This window comes from Anaplasma phagocytophilum (assembly GCF_023476575.1).
GTDB classification, from domain to species: Bacteria; Pseudomonadota; Alphaproteobacteria; order Rickettsiales; family Anaplasmataceae; genus Anaplasma; species Anaplasma phagocytophilum_A.
Window position 1 is genome coordinate 12,027 of sequence record NZ_JAHLEX010000002.1, and the last position, 24,315, is coordinate 36,341.

Sequence of the window (24,315 nt, forward strand, 5' to 3'; positions counted from 1 at the left end):
GCACGAGTAGCAAACGCCTATCATAACACCATGCCATTAGCAACAGTGATCCATACTAGTCCGCCACGGGGATTCTACTTACGATACCAACCAGAGTCAAGTAATTTCTCCGTATCATGGACACCAAACCTCGCTTATCATTCAAGCCATAGAACAGAAAACGCCTTCTCTAACCCCCTATATTTAATCATGAATATGAAGCCATCTATGAGAACATAATCATAGCACCTCATGTGACGATTTTTGTCTCCCTACACACATTAAAACAGCAGGAGTAAAAAGCAACGTAATAGCAGTTGCAAATAATAGTCCCATGGACGTTGTCGTAGACAATTCAAACCACAACTGACTTGTAGGTGAATCGTATAGAATATTCCTGTCTATAAAGTCAACACTTAACCTCAACACCATAGGCACAAGACCCAACACCCCTGTTATTACCGTAAGAAAAATAGGCCTAAACCTCGAAAGAGCAGACTTTATTATCGCATCCCTGCGACTAAGCCCACTTTTGATGTTAGCGCAAAATGCATCTATAAGCAGTATATTGTTGTTCACGACCACCCCAGCGAGCACTATTATCCCCACTCCCCCCATTACTATTCCGAATACTTTACACGTAAGCAAAAATCCCAAGAATACACAGGTGGTAGATAAAAATACCGCTGTCATAACTACCATAACGTAGTACCAACTGTTGAACTCAGCTATCAACACAAGGGTAATCATTAGTAAAATTAAAAAAAACGACTTGATCAAAAATGTCTTAGATTCTTCCTGATCTTCAACATCTCCCAGAAAGTCAACTTCCACTCTTGGGTCTACTTCCCTGCTTAGAACCTCTTTCACATACCCCAGTCTATCAGCTATAGAATATCCAGGTGCAACGTCAGAAGAAATCGTTATTGCACGCAAACCGTCAATGCGGTTTATTGTTCCCGTACTATTCCTTGCTTTTCTACTAATAAACGAAGAAACAGGTCTAGGGCCGTACATAGTGTTGATGAAGAAATTATCTAAGTATTTTAGCGATCTGTGTTTCTCCTGAAAGCGCGCTATTATGTCAACCCCATCTGTGGAATCCTTAGGATAATATGTGCCTGCTAATAATCCGTCAGTCAGCATTTTGATGTACTGCCCTATCATTGAAACACTCACTGCATCAACATCTGCTTTCTTCCTATCCACCATCATGACCCATTCCATGCCGGAAAGTGAGTTGTCACTGGATACTCCCTTAAAACCTTGTGATGCAGACATTTCTTTTTTTAACACCAAAGCAGCTTTTTGCACCAAAGCAGGATCATCTGCCCTTAAACTGATTTCTAACTGCTTCCCTACACTAGGCTTCATACTGTATTGCTCAATATCAAAAAACACCCCCTTCATATCTTTTAAAAGAGTCTCAATATTCCGCAGCACTTCAGAAGACTTTGCCCTCAAATACCAATTCACAAATTCCACTTGTATCACACCTAGTTCCCCGCTACTGCTAGAGACCTTGCTATCGCTCAACCGCGTATAGAGGTACTTAATCCCTGCAACTTCACTAATTCTCCCCTCTACCTCCTTCATAAGAAGATCCTTTTCCATTAAGGACAAATTACTATCGCTCTTCACTGTTATAGTAGCCTGATCAGGCTCTATATCTGGAAAAAACTCACCCCCAGGCCCTAGAGTAAAATACGCTACAGTAGAGAAAATTAGTACACTTGATATAATGGAAACAAACTTTATCGGATGATCAAGCACTACACCGAGCACCTGCGTATAAAAGCGCGCTCCCTTTCCAAGATTCTCAATATCTATATCTTCAATTGCATTAACTTGCGCCAGCTCCCCAGGTGATGTTGCCGAACCCTTCCCAAACATGGCTCCTAATACCGGCGTAAAAATCAGGGCAGTTATCCATGAGCCCACCAATGCTGATATGGACACCACAGGAATATACTTCATAAACTCACCAGTAAATCCTGGCCAAAATAACAAAGGAATAAATACGGAGAGCCTTATCATGGTAGAAGTAGCCACAGGCCAAAACATCGCTGTAGCTGCCAGACGATACGCTTCCAATCTACTAAAACCGTGCGCCATTTTTCTATCTGCATACTCACTAACAACTATTGCATCGTCCACCAGCAGGCCTATGACCATTATCAGTGTGAACAAGATTACAATATTTATTGTATAGCCCATGAGATACACTACTGTTATGCTAAACAGTACTGAGACTGGAATAGCCACTGCTATTAAAATTGCAGTTCTTATTCCCATAAATATCATCATGACTACTGAGACAAGGATAACTGAAAACACTAAAGTATTTTCAAGCTCCCGAAGCGCAGTCTTCACCTCCTCTGATTGATCTTGCAAAAACAACAACGAGACATCCTTAGGTAAAAACCTTGCTGCACTATCACAAATGTATTCAATATGCTTGACCACTTCAGTGATATTACTTCCTTCTCTCTTAGCAACTTTTAAGACAACAGCTGGTTTCCCGTTAACTCGAACCAACTCATGATTATCTTTCCTAGCAAATCTAACTGTAGCAACGTCTCTTACCGTAACGAATTGATCTTCCCCGGCCTTGAGAACAAGATCCATAATCTTCTTGTAGCTATCTAGTTCGCCTTCTAGCTTTACTTTATGACTACCAACATCAGACTCCAGCATCCCGTATTCAACAAAAGCATAACTAGAAGAGAGAGCACGCTGTATATCCTGAATCTGTATACCGTGATAATTAACTAATTCTGGTGAAAAATTCAGCTCAAGAACGTATTCGTGTAACCCTTCCGTCTCGACGCTTAGTACATCTCTTAGTGGTTCAATTTTGGACTTTAATTCACGAGCAACTTTTGATAGCACAACAGCTTCTATATCACCTACAATAGCCAGATGTAATATCGGCATTGAACCTAAATCCATCTCCTGCACCGTAAGCGAGGTAAGCTGTTGCGGCAACTTTGTACGAATCACATCCAACTGATTCCTAACGTCCTCCATAGCAATGCGCATGTTAGTATCATGATTAAACTTCAAAGCCACACTAACATGACCGTCTCTCACTTCTGATATCACCTTCTTAATACCAGAAACAACTCTAAGCTCTTTTTCCATTGGAATAGCCAACAATTTCTCCGCACTTTCTGCGGATATACCATTAACAACAGCACGTACTGAAATTACAGGTATCTTAATAGTAGGAGTTCTTTCCTGTGGAAGCATCCAGTACGAATACATCCCTAATATCGCTATGCATAACAACAGAAATAGTGTAAATCTATTATTCTTTAGGAAATAATCCGCTATAACATTCATATCATTAACTTTGTATAGTCTTTTATGATCTAGCAAACAAAACCTACATGCCGAGTCTACAATCCATGCAATAGCATTGTCATCTTCTTCTTACTACGAGATAAATACCTAAGAAATTGCGTCACGCATTACCAGCCATATCTCTGTACCACTATTTTCAGTGTCGCTCAAGTTAATAACCGCGCGCTGATTGGGTACTTGTACATAAAACGTACCGCGTGACAGTTCTCGATTTAAATGTTAAGCACAATAGCAGACTTATCTTTTCTCGATATATCTACATGCAATAATAGAGGCTTCATATAATAAAAGCATCGGAACAGCCAAGCCTATCTGACTAAGTACATCTGGAGGGGTCAGTATAGCCGCAACAATAAATATAACCACTATCGCTATCCTCCTCTTCGAAACCAAGCTCTGCGCAGATATAACGCCCACACGAGCAAGTAATGTCAAAATCACTGGTAACTGAAACGCTAACCCAAATGCGAACATAAGCTGCAGTACCAAATCCAAATACTCACTTACCGAAGGCATAAACTCTATGGGGACTCCTACTGAGGAGTCTCGATTTTCAAATTTTATAAAAAACTTCCATGCTAACGGAAATATATAATAATATACACCTGCAGCACCTGTCACAAAAAGCACCGGAGCCGCTATAAGATAAGGTATCAGAATACATTTTTCTGCCTTATATAAACCTGGAGCAAGAAACATATAAAACTGCCAAGCAAACATAGGAAAGGAACAAAACAGAGCCGCCATCGCTCCCACCTTTAGGTATACGAAAAACGCCTCAGTAAGATCTGTATAAATCAGCGAAAAATCCTCATTATCCCCCTCAAGATCCACAAGAGGAACAAGCAAGAACTCGTATATCTTCTCAGAAAAAAAGTAACAAGCGATGAATACCAGCACAAAAAACGCAATAGAAAACAGTACTCGTCTCCTAAGCTCTTTCAAGTGATCAGCCAGTGACATCGTTCCCTTATTCATGAAAATAGAACCCTAGAAGTGATACTGCAAAACGAGTAGGGATGACAACGTAAAACACCCTAAAAATTCTTACCTCATTACATAATTCAAGCAATAACTCTCCCCTCGCTACCTAACGAGCCAAACTCCAAAAAACTAGTACACAGTAATTTTACACTTTATCCCCAGGCAATTAGCTATAATTCTTCGCAATGTAAGACTCAATAATCTCCAAAAACTGCTCCAATATGTCAGCGCCTTGAATAGTACATAACTTGCTGCCATCTTCGTAAACCGCCGCTACTTCTCGCTCTCCTTTACCAGGCATACTCAGCCCTAGATTAGCATGTTTACTCTCACCAGGTCCATTAACAACACAGCCCATAACCGCAACTGTCATATTTACAACTCCTGGATACTTCTTTTTCCAAGTCTCCATGTTACTCTCCATATACTTGTTCACTCCGGAAACAAGCTTCTGAAAAACGTCGAAATTTGTACGATTACAACCCGGACAAGAAGTAGTCTGCGCTGTAAAATATCTTAATCCTAATGACTGCAAAATCTCCTTACATACCTTTACTTCCTCAGTTCTACCCTCCCTAGTAAGAGAAGTAAGCGATACCCTCACAGTATCACCTATACCCATAATCAAAAGATGAGCTATACCTGCAACACTGCTAACGATCCCCTTCAACCCAACTCCCGCTTCAGTTAAACCAAGATGCAATGCATGATTACTTTGCCCAGCTAAATCAGTATATACCGCCACTAAATCTCTTACTTTGCTGACTTTACACGAAAGTACTATTTTATTAGAAGGCAAACCTATCCTTTCCGCCTTCTTCGCACTCGTAATGGCAGAAAGCACCAAAGCCTTTGCCTTAACAACATCCGCAGATTCAGGCACCGGAAGATTAGCATTATCGTCCATGAGCTTCCCAACGAGAACTTTGTCTAAACTACCCCAGTTTACCCCTATCCTCACCGGAATATCGTGCTTTATCGCGAATTCTATAACCTCTTCAAAGTTCCTATCCCTCTTATCACCAAAACCTATATTACCTGGATTGATTCTTATTTTCCCCAACGCAGCAGCACACATTGGATAATCCCTAAGAAGCCTAGCAACTTCATATTGACCGCATCCAACGATCATCTTCTCATCGAACCCATGCTTTACCAGCACATCAACCATGTCAGGAATTACTTTTATAGATTCATCAGAATTTATAGCTACCCTAACTAACTCAGACCCCTCTCTGGCGTGAGCTAGCACTTCCTGCATGTCCCGACTAAAACTTCCGGAACCCCCAAGAGCCATAGATTGCACCACTACCGGATGCCCACCACCAATTGTTACCTTACCAACCTTTACAGCTTGACTTACTCTCATACCCTCATATTTTGCGCTATAAAATAACCCACCCCGTCACAGATACTCAAAAACTGCAAGGAGCTCCCATTAATAGATAGCGCTTCTACACTAAAAACCAAGAGCGCTGCTCTACCCGCAACCTATAAACACCACGAATACAGCAACACTTCTCACACATGAAACAGCGAACCTACCTTAGGCTCATGAAATCACCAAGGTCATAATATATGGAACGACTATCTGGCAAAGACATAGGAATACGATATCCATCACCACCCTTATCTATTCCTTTGTACCCACCTTCTTTACCTTCATCAAAAAAAGTTGAATCATCATCCTCACTTGATAAGTCATCTGCTACGCCTTTACCAGCACTAGGAGACGTAGTAGCATCGCCATATGCCCCCACAATATCGCTAGCCCCTTCATCGCCATCATCCGGCATATAGTCACCTTCTTCTCCACCTGTCACAGAATCTACGTCAGAATCAGCCGCTAAATCCTCAGAAGAATCAGGAACTCCCTCGTCATCACCCACTTCTACGGAATCCTGATATACATCAAAATCTTCTTCTGCACGCTCTTCTTTCCTGAACACAGGAGAACTTTCGGATTCATAATCCTCACTGCGACTATCATCAAATGCCCCAAACCCTTCTACAACATCATATTCTTCCCACCACGGGTAAATATCATTATCTTCAACTACATCACCCTTATCGGTGCCAACATCATCGAAAGAACCATACTTCGCAACATTCTCCTCATATTTGCTAGAAGCACCTCCCTCTCCGTAGACAGCAACCTCCTCATCATTTCCACGCTCTAGATTCAAGTCATCACTAGGGCAATCATCTCCAGCATTGCAATCAACTTTTACCTCTATTCCCTCTTGATTCTCAGCAACGCCATCTTTTGGCAATTCACTACTTATCACATCAAGAGCAGGGCTTTGTCCCTCTTCCACCTCTACGGGATGAGACAATCTTTTGTGTTCCCCATGAGATTTGTGAGCACCAGTAGGACAATCGCAATCATCCTCACAGTCACAATCAACTTTTACCTCTATTCCCTCTTGATTCTCAGCAACGCCATCTTTTGGCAATTCACTACTTATCACATCAAGAGCAGGGCTTTGTCCCTCTTCCACCTCTACGGGATGAGACAATCTTTTGTGTTCCCCATGAGATTTGTGAGCACCAGTAGGACAATCGCAATCATCCTCACAGTCACAATCAACTTTTACCTCTATTCCCTCTTGATTCTCAGCAACGCCATCTTTTGGCAATTCACCGCTAACCGCGTCAAGTACAGAACTTTGCTCTTCTATATTAGGAATATTAGGAAACTCATCTTCTTTGTAGCGCTTTTCCTCTTTCCCAGAAATAACCCCACTCTTACTCAGATCAACATCGATAAAGCGTGCTCCCCTCACACGAGAAAGGTCGATACCCTCGCTGTTAACCATCCCACCTTTCCTTCGCTCACCAGCACTGTACATTACACCATATCTTTGCAACTTATCGATAATCTTGCCTTTTTCCTCATCACTTATCTGGCGACGCCCACTTTCCTGCTGCAAATCCCTGCCACGACTCCGCTTTTTAATACTCTCTTGTTCACGCAGAGCATCTTCTCTACGCTTCTCGTATATCTCGTAAGATTGAGCAAAATTCTCATCATCATCGAAATAATCCCCACCAGGATTATACGGAGGAGCATAATTTCTACTCATCTCAAAGGCATACTTGCCTCCACAAGAAGAGAGAATCAATAAAACTACTACAGACAGTACAAATCTCAACATGTAACTAACCGATGAAGCCGATATATAAAAGAACAACACATCTATAAAACCAAGCCCAACAGAACATATGCACCCGAAAGTCTAGTGTGCATCACTGCTTTAGAATAAATAACACCATTAAGCAATCCAATACAACACTTATCGCATTTAAAGTATCACCCAAGATGTCAAACCATCTTCTCCTATCGAAAAAGCTCAATTATTAACCATTACTTATAACCTTTCTCGCTATACACCTACCTAATAAATCATATTCCATTATATCTGCTAGAGAAGAGACTTTCCCATAAGAAACCTTGTCCATAACACGCAAAACAATATTAACTATCTCTAAAAAAGTAATTTCGGAATTTAAAAATGACTCCACCGCGACCTCATTTGCAGCATTAAACACTATACTTGCAGAGTGACATTCAGAAGACTTTAAAATATTAAATACAGCCTTCAGTGCTGGAAACCTCTCAAAATCAGGCTTAGTAAAGGTCAACTTGCCATACGAAATTAAATCCACCTCCCTTACAGATACCTCCTTCCTATCAGGCCAATATAACGCATGCAGTATTGGAATACTCATATCCGGTAAAGACATCAGCGCAGTAGAAGTTCCATCTTGATAAAACGCCAAAGCATGAACTATTGATTCCGGATGAATAACAACGTCTATTTTTTCATGTCCAAGCTCAAAAAGATAACTAGCTTCTAATACTTCCAAAGCTTTATTCATCATCGTTGCACTATCCACAGAGATTTTCTTACCCATTTTCCAAACTGGATGAACTAGTGCATCTTTTATTGTTACACTTTTTAACTGATCATGAGACCAATGCAAAAAAGGCCCTCCTGAAGCCGTAATTGTAATCTTATAAGGATTATCCCCCTGAGACAATAGACGAAAAATTGCATTATGCTCTGAATCCACAGGAACAATCCTAGTTCCACTTTTACAAGCAGTATCCCTTAGAAGAACTCCCCCACAAACTACACTCTCCTTGCTAGCTAAAGCAATGGTACCTATACCACTTTCTATCAGCCGCATTACCGCACCTAAAGCCACAATACCAGTGATAGCCATTACAGCAGTATCAACACTAAGCGCAGCTGCCTCAAGAACGGCCTCCTTACCAGCAGCAACCCTTATACTTGAACCATATAAAGATCTTTTTAGCTCCTCATATTGAGTATCATCAGCAATAACTGCCATTTCAGCATTCAGTAACCTAGCTTGCTGCGCTAACAAACTCACGTTACTACCAGCTACAAGCGCAGCAACCTTAAAATCCTCTGCATTACCCGATAAAATACCTACAGTAGCCTTACCTATAAATCCTGTAGAACCGAAAACTGATACCTTCTTCACACGCCTCTACCATATTCAAAAAACTCCACTACTAACTCTTACAACATATGATATTCCTACTGCTTACTTGCTTATGCAGAGATTGACTCAGAGTAGCTATATGATACGCTCCCTTAGAAGCACAACTACAAGACTAAGTATTACAGCAACAAACGTCATAACCGACAAAGCAACATTCCTGCGTATAACAGGATATTCCCCTGTCGGAACGTCAAAATAAACCACCTTGGCTATGCGAAAACAATAAAAACACGGTATAATACTAGTAAGGCATAGGAATACAACACATGCGAGCGTGGGCACTCCAAACGCATCAACGCCAGCTATCGCCTTAAGTAATGTATACTTAGCAAAAAAACCTGAAAACGGAGGCAACCCCGCCGACGCAAACATTGCTGTAACAAACGCAAATGCCAAAAATGGATTTTTTGTAGCTAAACCAGAAACATCTGTTATTTCAAACCCCTCGTCATCATACCTAAGCAGCACCGTGAAAATCCATACATTAATGAGCAGATATGTCACTACATAAAACAGCACAGGCTTAAAAGTAACAACGTATCCAGTACTCATGCCGGCTAATACATAACCAATATGACCAATATTCGCATACGCAAACAGCCTCTTAATATTTTTCTGCTGCATAGCAGAAAACTCACCCACCACCATTGATAATGCAGCCATCAATAACATGCTCCATACAAAACCCGTAGTGGGCATAACAACATCCTGCATTAGTCCTGTAAAGGCTAATATCATAGCTGTTTTCGTAACTATAGTAAAAAACACAACAGCAACAGTTGGCGCACCTTCATACGTATCGGGAATCCACATATGAAACGGAACAGCACCAAGTTTGAATAATAATCCCACCAATACTAAAGCACAGCCAAAAGTGGCACCTAGAGATTCCCCTCCCCCCAGCACATTAGAAACAACATCAAGACTAAATTCCGAAGCATACCCATATACCAAGGAAATACCATATAGCATTATGCACGACGAGAGAGCACCTAGAACGAAAAACTTGATAGCAGCTTCTGACGCCTTTATGGAACTACGATTAAAGCATACCAATATGTAAGAAGCAAAGCCTATAAGCTCAAAAGAGAGATAAAAGGACAAGAAATGATGCGCTTCGACAAGAGTCAAAGTTCCCAGAAAAGCAAAAAGCATCAAAACAGCAAACTCATAGCGGTAACTACGCTTCGCAAAGGAAAATAACAAGAAAGCAAAAAGCCCCGATACGGCAACTATCGCCCTAGCAAGACAGGTATGCGCAGTACGCACCACAAAACCACCAAAAAGTGATACCTCTTCTCCAGAAAAATATATTAACTCCTTACACGCCAACACAGCAGCTACAGCAACAGAGACAAGCGATATACTCCTCACTCGCCGCTCACTATTAAACATACCCAATACTAGTAGCGCCAGAGCAGAACCCAATACAATAATCTCAGGCACTATGTATAGAAAATCACTCAAATACACATCACCCCCAAGACAATTGAAACTTTTGTAATTCTGGCAAAATAGCACCTATCCAAGGCTTTAGAAATGTTATCACGGAAGCAGGATATATACCAAGGAATAGAACAAGAGCCGCCAATATCCCCAAAATAACAAATTCAACAGCGTTAATGTCACTATCTATATTCTTAGTACCTTCAGGGCTACTTCCCCATATCACTTCACGACATAAACGTAACATGTAAGCAGCGCTCAACACCACTCCAACCGCGAAACAAACCGCAGTAAACCTAAATGCCTGAAAAATTCCCAATATGGATAGGAACTCCCCGATAAAACCTGAGGTTCCCGGCAGACCAGCCGAAGCCATGCTAAAGAATATCATCATAAATGCAAGCTTAGGCATTGACGCAGCTATACCACCACACTTAGACATATCCATAGTACCAGTACGGCTATATATCATACCAACACATAAAAATAGCGCAGCCGAAATAAGACCATGGCTGAGCATTTGAAAAATTGCACCAATAATCCCACTCTCATTTAGTGAAAATATACCAGCAGCAACAAAGCTCATATGCGCTACAGAAGAGTACGCAACTAGAGTCTTCATATTCCTCTGAGCAAAAGCCACCAACGACGAGTAAACTAGTGAAATCGCACTCAAATAAACCACAAACCCAGAGAGCTTCCAGCTGATTTCAGGAAGTGCACTGAGGCAAAATCTTATAAACCCGTACCCCCCCATTTTGATAAGCAACCCAGCTAGCAATACAGAACCCAGAGTGGGGGCCTGCACATGGGCCTTAGGCAACCAAGTATGACAAGGAACCATAGGAAGCTTTACCGCAAATGCAAAAAAGCAGGCAATCCAGAGCGCTATTCTAATGCCTATAGGCAAAGCTAGCATAACAGAAATATCCGCGTAAAAAGACTCAAATATCCCAAGAGAAAAAACTCGCGAATACACTAGCCCTATCAGAAATAACAGGGACGCCGCTCCTGTATAGATTAAAAACTTAAACGCAGCACTAATTCGATCTCCATGGCCCCACTTACCTATTATGAAGAACATTGGGATAAGCGAAGCTTCAAAAAATACATAAAACATCAGAGAAGTGTGCACAGAGAAGACGCCAAGAACTGTCGCCTCTAGCAATAATAACAGTGCGAAAAAGGAGCCTTCTGATTCTTGATCGACACAACAGGCACTACTGAATACTCCACATAACGCACATAAAAAGAAGAGAAATGTCGATAGTATTATCATTAATAACGATAACCTATCTACCGCAAATACCTCTCCTATCCATGTACAATCTCTTAATACTGGAAGCCCGTTGCCATAGAAAGATAGCAGAACCGCGATACTCGCTATGAACGTTGCAAAAGTAATTGAAATAAATAACCCACCCCTCAACTTAGAAGAAGAGCTTCTCAAAAAAGCAATAAGGCACCCCCCTAAAATGGGGATAAGAATCATAAAAGGGATCACTGTGTTTTAAAACCATATACCACTAACAGCGCAGCAGATACCACTCCAAGCAGCATTACAAGAGCATAGCCAACTACACGTCCACTCTGTATTCTTACACCATGCTGAGCAGACATTACAACCGCTTTAGTAATACCACCTAAGATAAAATAATCAATCACTTTTTGGTCAACAGCACACCAAAGCAACCTGGATATTTCCCGCATTGGAATTACGAAAACAACCTCATATATCTCATCAAAATAAAACCTATTCTTCACTACATTCTTTAATGCACTAGGAATACAGTAAATTAAACTCTTATAACGACAAAAGAGATAACATAACAGCAAGCCCAGCACGACCATGACCGTAGGAATAAATTCTATGATCTTGCTTATCTCTCCTTCATGCGCATGCACACTCAAGCTATCAAACCAAAATGCACCCTCTGCAATCCCTAACACATTCTTGAATACCATACCGGAAAATACAGCACCCACCGTGAGAACTAAGAGTGGAACCAACATAATTTTCGAAGACTCATGTATGGAAGGAATCCTTTCGGAACGAGAATTATGAAACACCTTTATCATTAACCGACATGAATAAGCAGATGTCAAACATGCTACCAAATTCGTGATAACAAACCCAACTACATGCCCATAACTACTCTCTATAATGAGATCCTTTGAGTAGTATCCTGCCAACGGGAAAACACCCATAAGAGCCAGAGAACCTATCCACATCAAAACATAGGTAAAAGGTATATCTCTCCAGCAATTCCTACTCATATACGCAATTCTCTGCTCTCCATTATTGGAATGTATCACGTTACCTGCCAAGAGAAACAATAGCGACTTGAAAAATGCATGGGTTAATAGATGAAATATAGCTAGATGATAGCTAGAAGTTCCACATGCCACAAACATGTATCCAAGTTGGCTACACGTAGAATAAGCAACTATTTTCTTGATATCTTCTTGCAGTATAGCAACTACAGCCGCAAACAAACACGTCGCTAGTCCCACTACCAATATGACTTCCTGCCCTATTGGCGATAACTCTACAATGGGAGAACTCCTCGCTATAAGAAAAACCCCCGCCGTGACCATTGTAGCAGCATGTATAAGTGCAGACGCAGGAGTAGGCCCTTCCATCGCATCAGGAAGCCACACATGTAACCCTAATTGCGCAGATTTACCCATACATCCCACAAACAGCAGAATAACTGCTAAATCCTTCAGTGGAACCTGATAGCCCCAAACATCGACCATTCCCAAATCCCAACCATCAGCAATCTTCGCAAAGATTTCATCAAAATTTAAGGTATGGAAAGAATAAAAAACAACTAGAATCCCACAAAGGAAGAACAAATCCCCCACTCTATTTACCACGAATGCCTTCATCGCAGCTTTAGACGCAGAATCCTTACCGAACCAAAAGCCTATCAGAAGATAAGAGCACAAACCAACTCCTTCCCAGCCAAAGAATAGCTGCATGAAATTGCCGCTCGTTACCAAAGCCATCATGAAAAAGGTAAACATAGAGAGGTATGCTAAAAATCGCACAGCACCCTCATCCTTGTGCATATATCCAACAGAGTACAAGTGCACGATAAACGAGACGGTAGTTACTACAATCATCATCACAGTAGTCAACTTATCAATATAAATTGACCAGCGCACCGATACGCCACCCACTTCCAACCAAGAAAGCAGATCTACCGCATAACTCTGCTTGGTGGCTAAAAACAAATACCACGACAAAATAGCCGACTTGCCAATAAATGAGCAAGCCACTAAATGAGAGACAAACCTTCTATGCTTTAACAAATACCCAAATAGAGCACCCAAAAGCGGAAGCACTACACATAGAAACTCTATACTGAACATAACAGCCACTATAGCAAAATTACATACTCACAAACATGAGCCACACTCACATACAAGAACTACAAGCGCACTTAACACAAGAGCAACAGACAGCATATCACCACTCTGGCGCCATATCACATCTTTAGCAAATTATCCCCGCCAAGGTCTATGTTCCCAGCATTACGAAAATGAGCCAACATTATAGCCAACCCTATAGCAGATTCTGCAGCAGCAACGGTAAGTACAAATACCACAAAAATTTGGCCTTGCATATCTCCACTATACGAAGAAAACGCAGCAAAGTTCAAATTTACGGATAGCAACATGAGCTCTAAGGAGAGTAGAACGTTTATGACACTTCTACTATTAATCACAATCCCACAAACCCCAATAGCGAACAAAACAGCCGCAAGTGCCAGAAAATGACTCAACGTTATGCCAGAATTGATTAAAAAATCCATGCGTTACACCCCGCGCTATCTCCAAAAATACACAACCCGAAAATTAATCAATATCTTCAATACCTTTACCAACCGCAGGAGAGCATAACTCCACCTTTGAAGAACGATCAACTTGTGCATATACATTCTGCTTGCGCGATCTCACAGCCTTTGACCTCACCGTCAAAACCAAAGCCCCTATAGAAGCAACTAAAAGTAAAATCCCCGACATTTGAAATGCGTAAAAGTATTTCGTGTACATCTGAGATCCAATCAGAAACACATTTCCAATAGCACTAGCTCCTGCCTCACCCATATCCCTAATAAAAGCAGCTTTGGTATGGAAAATTGCATACGTCGCACATCCAAAAAGCGCCGTAGCAAGCGCAACACATATAGGATAATACCTAACAAACCCATGGGAGGACTTGACGAAGTCCATATCTAGCATCATCACCACAAATAAAAACAAAACCGCTACTGCCCCCACATACACAACAACCAGCAGCATAGCCACCAGTTCCGCACCAAGCAGGATAAACAGAACAGTAGATATAAAAAACGTCAAGATTAGGCTAAGAACTGCATATACTGGGTTAGAAGATATCACAACTGCCACTGCGGAAAACACTACCATCCCAGCAAAGCAGAAAAATAAGAACCCAACCATTTAGCAGAACCTACAACCACCGGGATGATAATATAACAGTTTAAGTGATCAAGTCAATTTACTGTGTATCCCAAAAAAGCATCAGTAGCATTGAGAATCTCAAAATTTGTATTCCATCGTCTAAAAATCGTTAACTCTTCTTTCTAACATCAGTTTACATGCTGAGCTTTTACTACTACCATATGCCTCTCCAGAAAGCTGGATTACTTCTATCACGCCTAGCAAAGGTTCCTAAAACTAACAAACACTTCTAAAAATCGAAGTTGTTTACAGCACACAATAAACATAGCTTTTGTAAGGCCAACTTTCACCTCTAGTGCCCAAAATCAAACGCGATAGCTTATACTGAATAGCGAAAAAGGCTCTCCTGACCATCTACGTATCATACTTCTTACACAACAATTCCCTGAAAAGTAATGCAACATGCACAAAGATACAAATTGGGAGAAGCACCTTCAGGGCACCACAACCTAATCAAGATGCTGTACTTGATATGATATACATGCCGCGACTACAATGCAGATCGCACATAAAGAACTACTGTGCCTTTCTATACTTCCGCCACTACCCATACAATTCATCGCCCTCTATCTTGGCTCTAGAACGTAGACACTGCCCAACATCTGCCACACGTAATCGGTTAGGCATTACATTTCAATGCAGCCCCTAAGCACTACTACGTAATCAAGCCAAACGTTGCGCCTTAGAATTTCTTATCCTATCCTCTACAACAGATCTAAAATGACGAAATAGACCCTGTATAGGCCATACTGCAGCATCTGCCAACGCACAAATTGTATGACCCTCTATCTGAGAGGCAACATCTAGCAGCTTATCTATCTCACTCTCCTCTGCCGTTCCATCAAGCATTTTTCGCATCATTCTCCACATCCAACCAGTACCCTCTCTACAAGGGCTGCATTGACCACACGATTCGTGCATATAAAAACTCGAAATCCTCTCTATAGCTTCGATGAGATCAGTAGACTTATCCATAACTATCAGGCCAGCAGTCCCTAATCCAGACTTGGCAGCCCGCAAAGAATCAAAATCCATAGTTATATCGTCGCATATGTGCTTCGGCAACATCGGAACAGAAGACCCCCCAGGAATCACAGCAAGCAAATTATCCCAACCTCCTATTACGCCTCCTGCATACTTCTCAATGAGTTCTCTCATAGGAATTCCCAATTCCTCCTCGACATTGCAAGGCTTGTTCACATGACCAGATATACAAAAAACCTTCGTCCCAGTATTATTAGGTATACCTAGCGAAGAGAACCACCCCGAGCCTCTTCTTAATATATCTCCCACTACAGCAATAGTCTCAACATTATTCACAGTAGTAGGCGACCCATATAATCCCACAGCTGCCGGAAATGGAGGCTTCAATCTAGGCATGCCCTTTCTACCTTCTATAGACTCAATCTGCGCACTCTCCTCCCCGCAAATGTATGCCCCTGCTCCCCTATGAATAAAAACGTTCAAGTTATAACCAGAACCACATGCATTTTCTCCTAATAATCCATCTGCATAAGCTTCCTCTAAGGCCCTGAAAAGAACGGTGTACTCATTATAAAATTCGCCCCTAATGTAAATGTAAGCCGTAGTCACACCCATAGCAAACCCTGCAATAAGTATGCCTTCTAGAATTTTATGCGGATCATATCTAATTATGTCCCTGTCCTTACACGTACCAGGCTCGGACTCATCAGCGTTTACCACAAGATACGCAGAAGAACCCTCCTGCAAGGCTTTCGGCATAAAACTCCACTTTAGCCCTGTGGGAAACCCTGCTCCTCCCCTCCCTCTGAGGCCTGAGTCCTTAATTTCTTGGATGATTTTATCACGCCCTAGTGCCAGCAACTCTTTAGTGTTAAACCACGTGCCACGGCTTTTTGCCGCCGCTAAATAAGGGCTTTCTTTTCCGGATAGATTAGTAAATATAGAATCCTCGTCTCTCACAACACCCTCACTAAGACCATGTCTATATTACTAAAGTACAGAAATAACTCAAATTCTTAAGTTCGCAACTTACTTAAACGAACACTGCATACCAAGCCTGGAAGCAACTTCACAAACACCATACTTCCATCCATATCCTATACGCAAAATATCGTCTACCCTGGATATTATCGTAGCACCATATAACCCTGATATGTACTCTACGTACGCCAAAAATCTACTCCATACTGCGTTAGCAAATGCCTCACACTTCTTGTCTAAAAGGCGTTCATGTAAAAACATATCTTTTTTCAGCCCCCTGTAGAGCCCACTACGTAGATCTATTACCTGATCCATAGCACCATAACGCATGTGATACGTGCGGTAAAAGCCACCTCTTCCATTGATACCAGTCAAGCCATCAGAAATCATACCATAAATGACCTCTGGTAATTTTTGCCGCAGTTCAAGTGTTGGATCATTTTTCTCTAAACAACCTAGCAGCCTCCCTAGAGAGGAAACAAAACAATCCAACCCCATTTGGTCAAGGATTGAAAAAACCCCAGGTAACGGCACTCCCGTATTATCGTTTGTCACAATGTGATCAGCAACCTCTATATCAAGGCCATATTCCAAAGCCGCAGAAAGACAGTTCACCGACCAAAAATATCCTATATGATCAAACAGAGGCTTTTCTTCCCCTGAATAAGTCAAAAAACGTAATTTATCAGCCTGAAACTCGCTCAGAACACTCCTACAAGAAGAAGCATTGTCATCACACAAAACACACTCAAACACAGGAACAGGTTGAAAAAATGTTGGAAGATGGACAGGAACAAGCCTTGACAATACGTCATCAGAAACCAATTTGCGAAGCGCGTAGCGCTCCTCCAATGACATCCCTAAAGACAATAACGGCACCACGATGTTGCGAACATCATCTCTGCTGTAGAATCCAACCCTTCTATCCTGATCCTGCATTAACTCGAGAACACAACACACGCCCCCAAGAACGTCAACCTCAGAACTTGAGCCGCAGACCTTCACACGACTATCAATAGATTGTCCAGTGAGCACATCATCGCAGTACAGCACCACATCAACACCAGATTCCGCAAGGCGCCTAAGCACCAATACGTTCGAGCAAGCAGGATCTACAACTGCTAATTTCCTAGAAAGCAAGCAACCTCCTACAATTGATCACAATGCCGTAAACACCACCCATATGGCTAACAGGAGCCCTTATGCACCAAACTCGTCCTTAATTTTTTGCACCATATCCTCAGGAGGATTCTCTCCCCAACCAGAATACAGAATCTCCCCATAGAGCGCCACATCCATCGACCCACTCTTACTCTTTGCCAGGAACATCTCCTTCTTATGCTTGTCTACCAATACATAATGCCAAGCCGGCCTACCTTTATCCTTACCACGCACCAAGAATAAGCAATCCAACCTACCTTTCTTAGTTGCCTTCGCAAACCCTTCATTGTTAGTTGTTTTCGAGGTTCTAAGAACACTCTTATCCTCGCGGAAAGAAGCAGGACGCTCACTCTTGCTTAAGAGTTTGGAAAAACCACCACCTGCAGCAGAAGACGAAGCATCAGAATTTCCCCCTATACCCTTCTTTTGGGTAAAAGTCCCCCCTTTACTGAATCTAGAGGCAAACCCCTTGCCACCGCCACCGGAAGCACCACCTTGATCAGCCATAGCACACACCTTTAAAGTTCAACAATCCAGAACAGCAGCCTACACGAAGTGTAGCATGTGCTACATTCAAGTTCAACATGATTCCGGCAAGGTATTGTAAATAACAACATCCTACATATATGTTGGGAGACTCGCATTTTAATACCGGTTACCATTTGTCACTATTACAATACCTAAAATTATAAACATTTTTGGTACCCATTGAATTAAAAACGAATTTACAATACTGAAATGCCCGTCAGAAGACTGATTCACGTTTATCAGATCTTCGTAATGAACATATAAACGCCTTTTCGATCATCCCAGAACAATACATACTGATATCATTGCACAATTGTGGTATCCTGCAAGTTAGTTACACGGAGTTGTACTCTCAGAACAAAATTGAGATGATTAGGAGACATGGAAAAAGAAGTAGTCGTAGTTACAGGACCAACAGCATCCGGCAAGTCTGCAGCTTGTGATATTATTGCCAATGATCTCAACTGTAGAGTGATAAATTGTGACTCAAAACAAATTTACCGCGGTGTACCAATTCTCACTGATCAACCTGTACCTGTACGCAACATACATAGGTTGTATGGATATGTTGAGCCAACACAAAACTATTCTGCAGGATTATGGTTACAGGACGTAAAAAGAGAGGTACAGCAAGCTTGGGATGACAACGTGTTACCGGTCATAACAGGCGGCAGCGGAATGTATATAAACAGCCTTGTCAACGGCATATCTGACATACCAGCAATAGATCCTGAAGTCCGGAAAACCGCAAGAGATCTTTTAGAATCTATCGGGAATGCTGCATTTTATGCAGCACTTGTTGCAAGAGATAGCCATGTTGCACGTTTGCATCAGAACAATACTCATCAGATATTACGTGCGTTTGAGGTTTTGGAGCAAACTGGAACGTCAATATTCACGTGGTGGGAGCGTTCACCGCGCATTAAGCCTTTTGAAAATTATGAAGTCTTAGTCTTGCTACCTCCTCGCAAAAAACTGTACGACAAGATTAATCGAAGATTTCTCGCAATGATGCAAACGGATGCAATATCTGAAGTAAAGTATCTAATGTCACTAAATCTGCCTATGCATGCTCCCGTTATGAAGGCACATGGAGCTCCTGAAATTGTACAATACTTGCAAGATAAAATAGAGTTTATGGAAGCCGTGGAAATAGCTCAGAAGAACACACGCCACTATGCAAAGAGGCAATGTACGTGGTTCAGAACCCAGTTACCCTGTGATACACGCTTCTTCAACTCTCAAAATGAAATCATAGATCACGTACTTGCACAATACGCGTCAAAGTATCCGAATACCCACACACGGCACCACAATTAACATACAATATGCAACAACATTTGAAGGCATAACTCATAGCTATCTCAAGCGTTTAAAGCTGTATTTCTTGCTTCATAACTTTAACAGCTGCACAGCAATGGAATCGTGAATCACCTACTTATACAATACGCATCAAAGTATAAGAATGTTATCTACTGCATACAACTCGTCATCGTGTACTGTGCTTCATACATAAAATACCTAATACAGAGCAATATGAGAGCCTCGGGACAAAACACAGAAAATCCGTGGTAATGATCTTCTAAATAGCCACGTCCAAGAATGCACAAAATACGTTGAGTGTTACAAACAAAACATCCAACCACCAGCTACTGTGCTCTGCTACAAAAAACACTAGTCTATATACTGATAGGCGTGAATAGTGAACTCAAATGGAATAACACCCGCTGCCGCTATTCTGATATTCGATAACGCAAAAGAAAGCTGGACCCTCCTCGATTGAGTATCCGCTAAAACTCCCTGCACAAAACAGTTAACACTAAATTCCACAATAGCACTGCTCATAGATGAAATGTGCCGTGGCAAAAGTTCAACTTTATTAATCACAGCCTCTAGTGTTACGTCTTCTGTTTTGTACTTGGAAATCAATGCTTGTATTCCAGAACCTTGTTCCATCGCATTCTTGAATCCGACAAATATCTTACGCGACGAATTATTCTTTACGAAACCCAGCTTAGTTTCCTCATCACCACGTGCATACGATTCATAACGTTTTACGTACTCCCCCGCCAGATAGGAAGCTAAAACATCCTCTTCCTTATCGTCTAAATTTGAACTGAGCCTTTTTATCCTCATGAATTCATCACTGTATCGGTCAGTATACTTTACAAAGCTAAAATCCGTCTTTGTAGGAAACAGCGAGTATATATCAAATGCTAGAATTAGCATAAATACCGTAAGTACAATGAGAAAAAATGCAAGCCATGCTCTTTCAGTAACAACGGACAAGTACCTCACAAAATACCACCGAAGTGCCTTCTCAAAGTACTGTTCCTTTTCTCCTACAAAACAGCCGCTAGTCTCCTTCACTCAGAATACCCCGCAAATAGATCACCAACATCCCACAATGTTCTCTTTCTATACAGTAGAATCTACTTACTGACCACAGAGATACCTCAAAGCAGGAAAATACACGCTAACCGTTACCATTCTATTGACCACTAGGGAATTAGCAAACTCATGTCGGGTAACAAACTCTAAGATCTTCACATCTATGCCATTCGTCAGATGGCTACCAACCACGCTTTGAATCTCCTTCTCACATCTCTACAGTAATACCGCCTCTGTAAGACAATACAACTATACCTTATAGCTAACCTGTAACCTAAGTTACAAAAACCCCACCTAACCAGCATTATAAGCGGTAATACTTAAATTTATAAACATCCCTTATGCACCCTGCTTCTAGCAATTTCCAAACGTATAGAAAACCCCTCACTACGCTAAAAGCGTAAATCCCTTTAGCATCTGCAGTTTATATGTGATTATGCACACGCTTTTTAACTATCCACCGCTTCTATTTCTAAGCTTTTTGAAGCTTTAACCCCTAAGTTTTTTAAATTTTTAGTCCTAGCCAAAATATTTCCATGCCCTTCAGAAAGCTTTTTCATGGCATCTCTATACACACACCCCGCAACATCGAGCTGCTTGCCGAGCTTTTGCATATCTTGAATAAACCCGGCTATTTTATCGTATAACGCCCCACCTTGACGGGCAATCTCCAATGTGTTGCGATTTTGCTTCTCAAGCCTCCACAAAGATTCTATAGTCCTCAAGGTTGCAAGCAACGTGGATGGACACACTATAACCACTTTCTTACACCAAGCGTATCCGTGCAATTCTGTATCGGCTCTAACCATCAAAAAATACGCGCTTTCTATCGGAATGAACATTAGTACAAAATCAGGCGCATTAAGGCTATCTATGTCAGTATACCTCTTCCCCGCCAGATCATTCACATGAGATCTTACCGAATGCACAAATTGCTTCAGGTGTGCCAACCTGAGATTTTCATCCTGCTTTTCTGAACAATACCTCTCATAGTGTACCAGAGACACTTTCGAATCCACAACTATGTGCTTATCTTCCGGGAGTAGTACAACAACGTCAGGATACTGCTTCCCTCCTGTGATGCCTGTTAAGCTCATACCGGCACTGTGCATTTTATAATCTTGATCTCGTCGTAACCCAGAATCTTCTAAAACCTTTTCTAAAATTACTTCTCCCCAGCTACCCTGCAACTTATTATTCCCCTTAAGCGCACTTGCCAGATTTTCTGCCTGTAAAGTAATTCTCTCATTTGCAAGAACTATACGCTGAATTTCGTTCTTAAGAGAAAATTGCTCCTTTCCCTGCCGCACAAATGCTTCTTCTAACTCCTTTTTTAAAATCTGTATATTCTCTTTGACTGGCTCTAACAGGTAATGCAACCCTTCACGTGACATCTTGCTGAATTTATTCATTTTTTCATCAAAGATTTTATTAGCTAGATTTTCAAAATGGAGCTTCGTCTGCTCATCGACCGACTTGAGAAATGCATCAAACTGCATATTCGTTCTCTCGAGATTTTTTTTCTCAATATCCAAAACCAGAGCTTTATCCCTCGCTTCTTGAAGTTCTAGATGTAAATTTTGAATTTTCTGCTTTAACCCCACGTTTTCTTCTAAATTTTCCCGCAATCTTTCTTCTAATCCAGCCTTTTCGATTACAACGTCGTAGTAGCTTCTTTCTACAACCCTTCCCTTGGTAGAGATAAAGTATGTGATAAAAAAAACACAAATTGCCTCTACTCCCATAACAGATACGATCTGCCAAGTTGTATTCAGAATCATAAATAAGCCGCATCGTGCAATAAAATAGTCTTAACAATTGTATGGCTTATCGTATAGTATGTCTAAGCTCTTCTGCGTAGAGATAAGTAATGCATGATATCGAGTTTATAAAAAATAACCCTGAACTTTTTGATAAAGCAATGCTGTCTCGTGGATTCGAGAGTCAGGCTGCAAAGATCATAGAGCTTGATTTCCAAAAACGTAAACTGTTAACAGAGCTTTATGCCCTAAGAGAGCAACGCAACACAATTACTAAAGAGGTTACTGTACTAAAGCAGAGCGGAGCAGATTACTCGTCACATGTAGAAACTTCTAAGAAGCTTGCCCATGAAATTTTGGAGCTTGAAGAGCGTATTAAGCGTGACACCGGGCTCTCGTACCTTCTATGTAGTCTTCCAAATATACCTGATAATGCAGTACCATTTGGTAAAAGCGCTGATGATAACGTAGAAGTTAGTTCCTACGGTCAGAAGAGGAGTTTTTCTTTTGAAATTAAACCTCACTACGTTCTTGGTGAGATGCTCAACCTGATGGACTTCCGTAGAGCTGCTTTTCTATCAGGATCTAGATTTTCCATATTAAGTGGTCAGCTTGCAGCTTTGGAGAGGGGCCTTGCGTCTTTTATGTTAGAGATGCATACAAAGGAGTTTGGATACACGGAAGTTTTTCATCCATCTCTAGTCAATGACCTTGCAATGTTCAATGTAGGGCAACTACCAAAATTTACCCATGACTCCTTTCAGACAACTAATGCCATGCGCTTGGTACCGACCAGTGAGGTTGTTTTAGCTAACTTAGTCGCGAATACAAATCTGCATCGTAATTCTTTACCTCTCAGGTTTACCGCGTACTCGCAATGCTTCCGTTCTGAGGCTGGTAGCGCTGGGCAAGATACAAGGGGCATGATTCGTCAGCATCAGTTTAGCAAGGTAGAGTTGGTAAGTATCACCGATGCTAGCCAGTCTAGTGCCGAACTAGAGCGTATGCTCTCTGTGGCTGAAGAAGTGCTAAAAAGGCTTGAACTACCATATCGAGTGGTTCTGCTATGTACTGGAGACATGGGATTTTCTGCTAGCATCTCTTACGATATTGAAGTATGGATGCCTGCTCAAAATAAATACAGAGAGATATCAAGTTGCTCCAATTGTAAAGACTTTCAAGCGAGAAGAATGGGAGCAAAGTGTTTCTACCTAGAAAAACAGAATAAGCGTTCTTCTTTTGTGCATACCTTGAATGGTTCAGCATTGGCGTTGGGAAGAACTGTAGCTGCTATAATGGAGAATTATCAAAACTCCGATGGCACCATAACAATACCCGATGCTCTGCGGAAGTTCATGTCAGCTGATTATATAAGGCCCGGAACCGCTCTTCCCTAAAAACTGATTCTCCCTCCCCTAGAAGCATTACTGCGCGGCATCTTGGCGCACAAGTGTGCTACGAGTGCTCAGTCCACTTAGTACCAATGCTTGTCTAGAGTGAGGACCATATCAAAATCGTGTAGAGTATTTGCAGTCTACCAAGATGCATTCTAGAGTGTATAATCAAAAGTGTCTCAAACTGGGAAGTAGATCACTACCACATGTTCTTGCAGGTTACCTACGTTTGTAGACCTATGAACACAAAATATCCCTTTTATAGATATTGAGTCTCTTTACACAAACTATCACTCTTACCACTGTATAGGAAT

General features: G+C 41.4%; 18 protein-coding genes. 2 read left to right on the forward strand and 16 right to left on the reverse strand.

Annotated features, from left to right (window positions below; genetic code table 11):
* Positions 1 to 219: 219 nt before the first annotated feature.
* The 13 genes from KPX09_RS00245 to KPX09_RS00305 form a co-directional block, all read right to left on the reverse strand.
* Positions 220 to 3,360, reverse strand: coding sequence for an efflux RND transporter permease subunit (locus tag KPX09_RS00245; protein ID WP_249548407.1), 3,141 nt, complete (start codon positions 3,358 to 3,360; stop codon positions 220 to 222).
* A gap of 222 nt (positions 3,361 to 3,582) precedes the next feature.
* The gene (gene tatC, locus KPX09_RS00250) at positions 3,583 to 4,323 is read right to left on the reverse strand and encodes a twin-arginine translocase subunit TatC (RefSeq protein WP_249548408.1); all 741 of its coding nucleotides are present in this window, start codon (positions 4,321 to 4,323) and stop codon (positions 3,583 to 3,585) included.
* 172 nt (positions 4,324 to 4,495) lie between these two features.
* On the reverse strand, positions 4,496 to 5,698 hold the full coding sequence (ispG, locus tag KPX09_RS00255) for a flavodoxin-dependent (E)-4-hydroxy-3-methylbut-2-enyl-diphosphate synthase (protein WP_249548409.1): 1,203 nt from the start codon (positions 5,696 to 5,698) through the stop codon (positions 4,496 to 4,498).
* Positions 5,699 to 5,870: 172 nt separating this feature from the next.
* Positions 5,871 to 7,487 (reverse strand): TRP75-related protein, encoded by a 1,617-nt coding sequence (locus KPX09_RS00260; protein WP_249548410.1) that lies wholly within the window; start codon positions 7,485 to 7,487, stop codon positions 5,871 to 5,873.
* Between the two features lie 202 nt (positions 7,488 to 7,689).
* On the reverse strand, positions 7,690 to 8,844 hold the full coding sequence (dxr, locus tag KPX09_RS00265; RefSeq protein WP_249548412.1) for a 1-deoxy-D-xylulose-5-phosphate reductoisomerase: 1,155 nt from the start codon (positions 8,842 to 8,844) through the stop codon (positions 7,690 to 7,692).
* A gap of 96 nt (positions 8,845 to 8,940) precedes the next feature.
* Positions 8,941 to 10,332 carry an NADH-quinone oxidoreductase subunit N gene (locus KPX09_RS00270; RefSeq protein WP_249548413.1) on the reverse strand — a complete coding sequence of 464 codons (1,392 nt, stop codon included), beginning with the start codon at positions 10,330 to 10,332 and terminating at the stop codon, positions 8,941 to 8,943.
* A gap of 7 nt (positions 10,333 to 10,339) precedes the next feature.
* On the reverse strand, positions 10,340 to 11,803 hold the full coding sequence (locus KPX09_RS00275) for a NuoM family protein (RefSeq protein WP_275973546.1): 1,464 nt from the start codon (positions 11,801 to 11,803) through the stop codon (positions 10,340 to 10,342).
* A gap of 8 nt (positions 11,804 to 11,811) precedes the next feature.
* Complete coding sequence (nuoL, locus tag KPX09_RS00280; protein WP_249548415.1) at positions 11,812 to 13,689, reverse strand: NADH-quinone oxidoreductase subunit L; 1,878 nt, start codon at positions 13,687 to 13,689, stop codon at positions 11,812 to 11,814.
* Positions 13,690 to 13,805: 116 nt separating this feature from the next.
* Entirely contained in the window at positions 13,806 to 14,132 is a 327-nt protein-coding gene (nuoK, locus tag KPX09_RS00285) for an NADH-quinone oxidoreductase subunit NuoK (RefSeq protein ID WP_249548416.1), read from the reverse strand.
* Positions 14,133 to 14,175: 43 nt separating this feature from the next.
* Positions 14,176 to 14,781 carry an NADH-quinone oxidoreductase subunit J gene (locus tag KPX09_RS00290; RefSeq protein ID WP_249548417.1) on the reverse strand — a complete coding sequence of 202 codons (606 nt, stop codon included), beginning with the start codon at positions 14,779 to 14,781 and terminating at the stop codon, positions 14,176 to 14,178.
* Positions 14,782 to 15,465: 684 nt separating this feature from the next.
* Positions 15,466 to 16,746, reverse strand: a complete 1,281-nt coding sequence (gene nuoF, locus KPX09_RS00295) for an NADH-quinone oxidoreductase subunit NuoF (RefSeq protein ID WP_249548418.1) — start codon at positions 16,744 to 16,746, stop codon at positions 15,466 to 15,468.
* A gap of 69 nt (positions 16,747 to 16,815) precedes the next feature.
* Positions 16,816 to 17,907, reverse strand: coding sequence for a 3-hydroxyacyl-CoA dehydrogenase (locus KPX09_RS00300; protein ID WP_249548419.1), 1,092 nt, complete (start codon positions 17,905 to 17,907; stop codon positions 16,816 to 16,818).
* A gap of 60 nt (positions 17,908 to 17,967) precedes the next feature.
* Complete coding sequence (locus KPX09_RS00305; RefSeq protein WP_249548420.1) at positions 17,968 to 18,435, reverse strand: hypothetical protein; 468 nt, start codon at positions 18,433 to 18,435, stop codon at positions 17,968 to 17,970.
* Positions 18,436 to 18,837: 402 nt separating this feature from the next.
* Here KPX09_RS00305 and miaA point away from each other — a divergent pair, with 402 nt between their 5' ends.
* Complete coding sequence (miaA, locus tag KPX09_RS00310; protein WP_249548421.1) at positions 18,838 to 19,776, forward strand: tRNA (adenosine(37)-N6)-dimethylallyltransferase MiaA; 939 nt, start codon at positions 18,838 to 18,840, stop codon at positions 19,774 to 19,776.
* Between the two features lie 354 nt (positions 19,777 to 20,130).
* On the opposite strand, the gene KPX09_RS00315 is transcribed toward miaA, so the two are convergent.
* The 3 genes from KPX09_RS00315 to KPX09_RS00325 all read right to left on the reverse strand — a co-directional run bounded on the left by KPX09_RS00315 (position 20,131) and on the right by KPX09_RS00325 (position 22,628).
* The gene (locus KPX09_RS00315; protein ID WP_249548422.1) at positions 20,131 to 20,826 is read right to left on the reverse strand and encodes a VirB8/TrbF family protein; all 696 of its coding nucleotides are present in this window, start codon (positions 20,824 to 20,826) and stop codon (positions 20,131 to 20,133) included.
* Positions 20,827 to 20,892: 66 nt separating this feature from the next.
* Positions 20,893 to 21,039 (reverse strand): hypothetical protein, encoded by a 147-nt coding sequence (locus tag KPX09_RS00320; protein ID WP_249548424.1) that lies wholly within the window; start codon positions 21,037 to 21,039, stop codon positions 20,893 to 20,895.
* A 257-nt stretch (positions 21,040 to 21,296) separates the two neighbouring features.
* On the reverse strand, positions 21,297 to 22,628 hold the full coding sequence (locus KPX09_RS00325; protein WP_249548425.1) for a DNA recombination protein RmuC: 1,332 nt from the start codon (positions 22,626 to 22,628) through the stop codon (positions 21,297 to 21,299).
* Positions 22,629 to 22,717: 89 nt separating this feature from the next.
* Between KPX09_RS00325 and serS the strand changes: the two genes are divergently transcribed.
* Positions 22,718 to 24,004, forward strand: a complete 1,287-nt coding sequence (serS, locus tag KPX09_RS00330; RefSeq protein WP_249548426.1) for a serine--tRNA ligase — start codon at positions 22,718 to 22,720, stop codon at positions 24,002 to 24,004.
* Positions 24,005 to 24,315 lie beyond the last annotated feature (311 nt).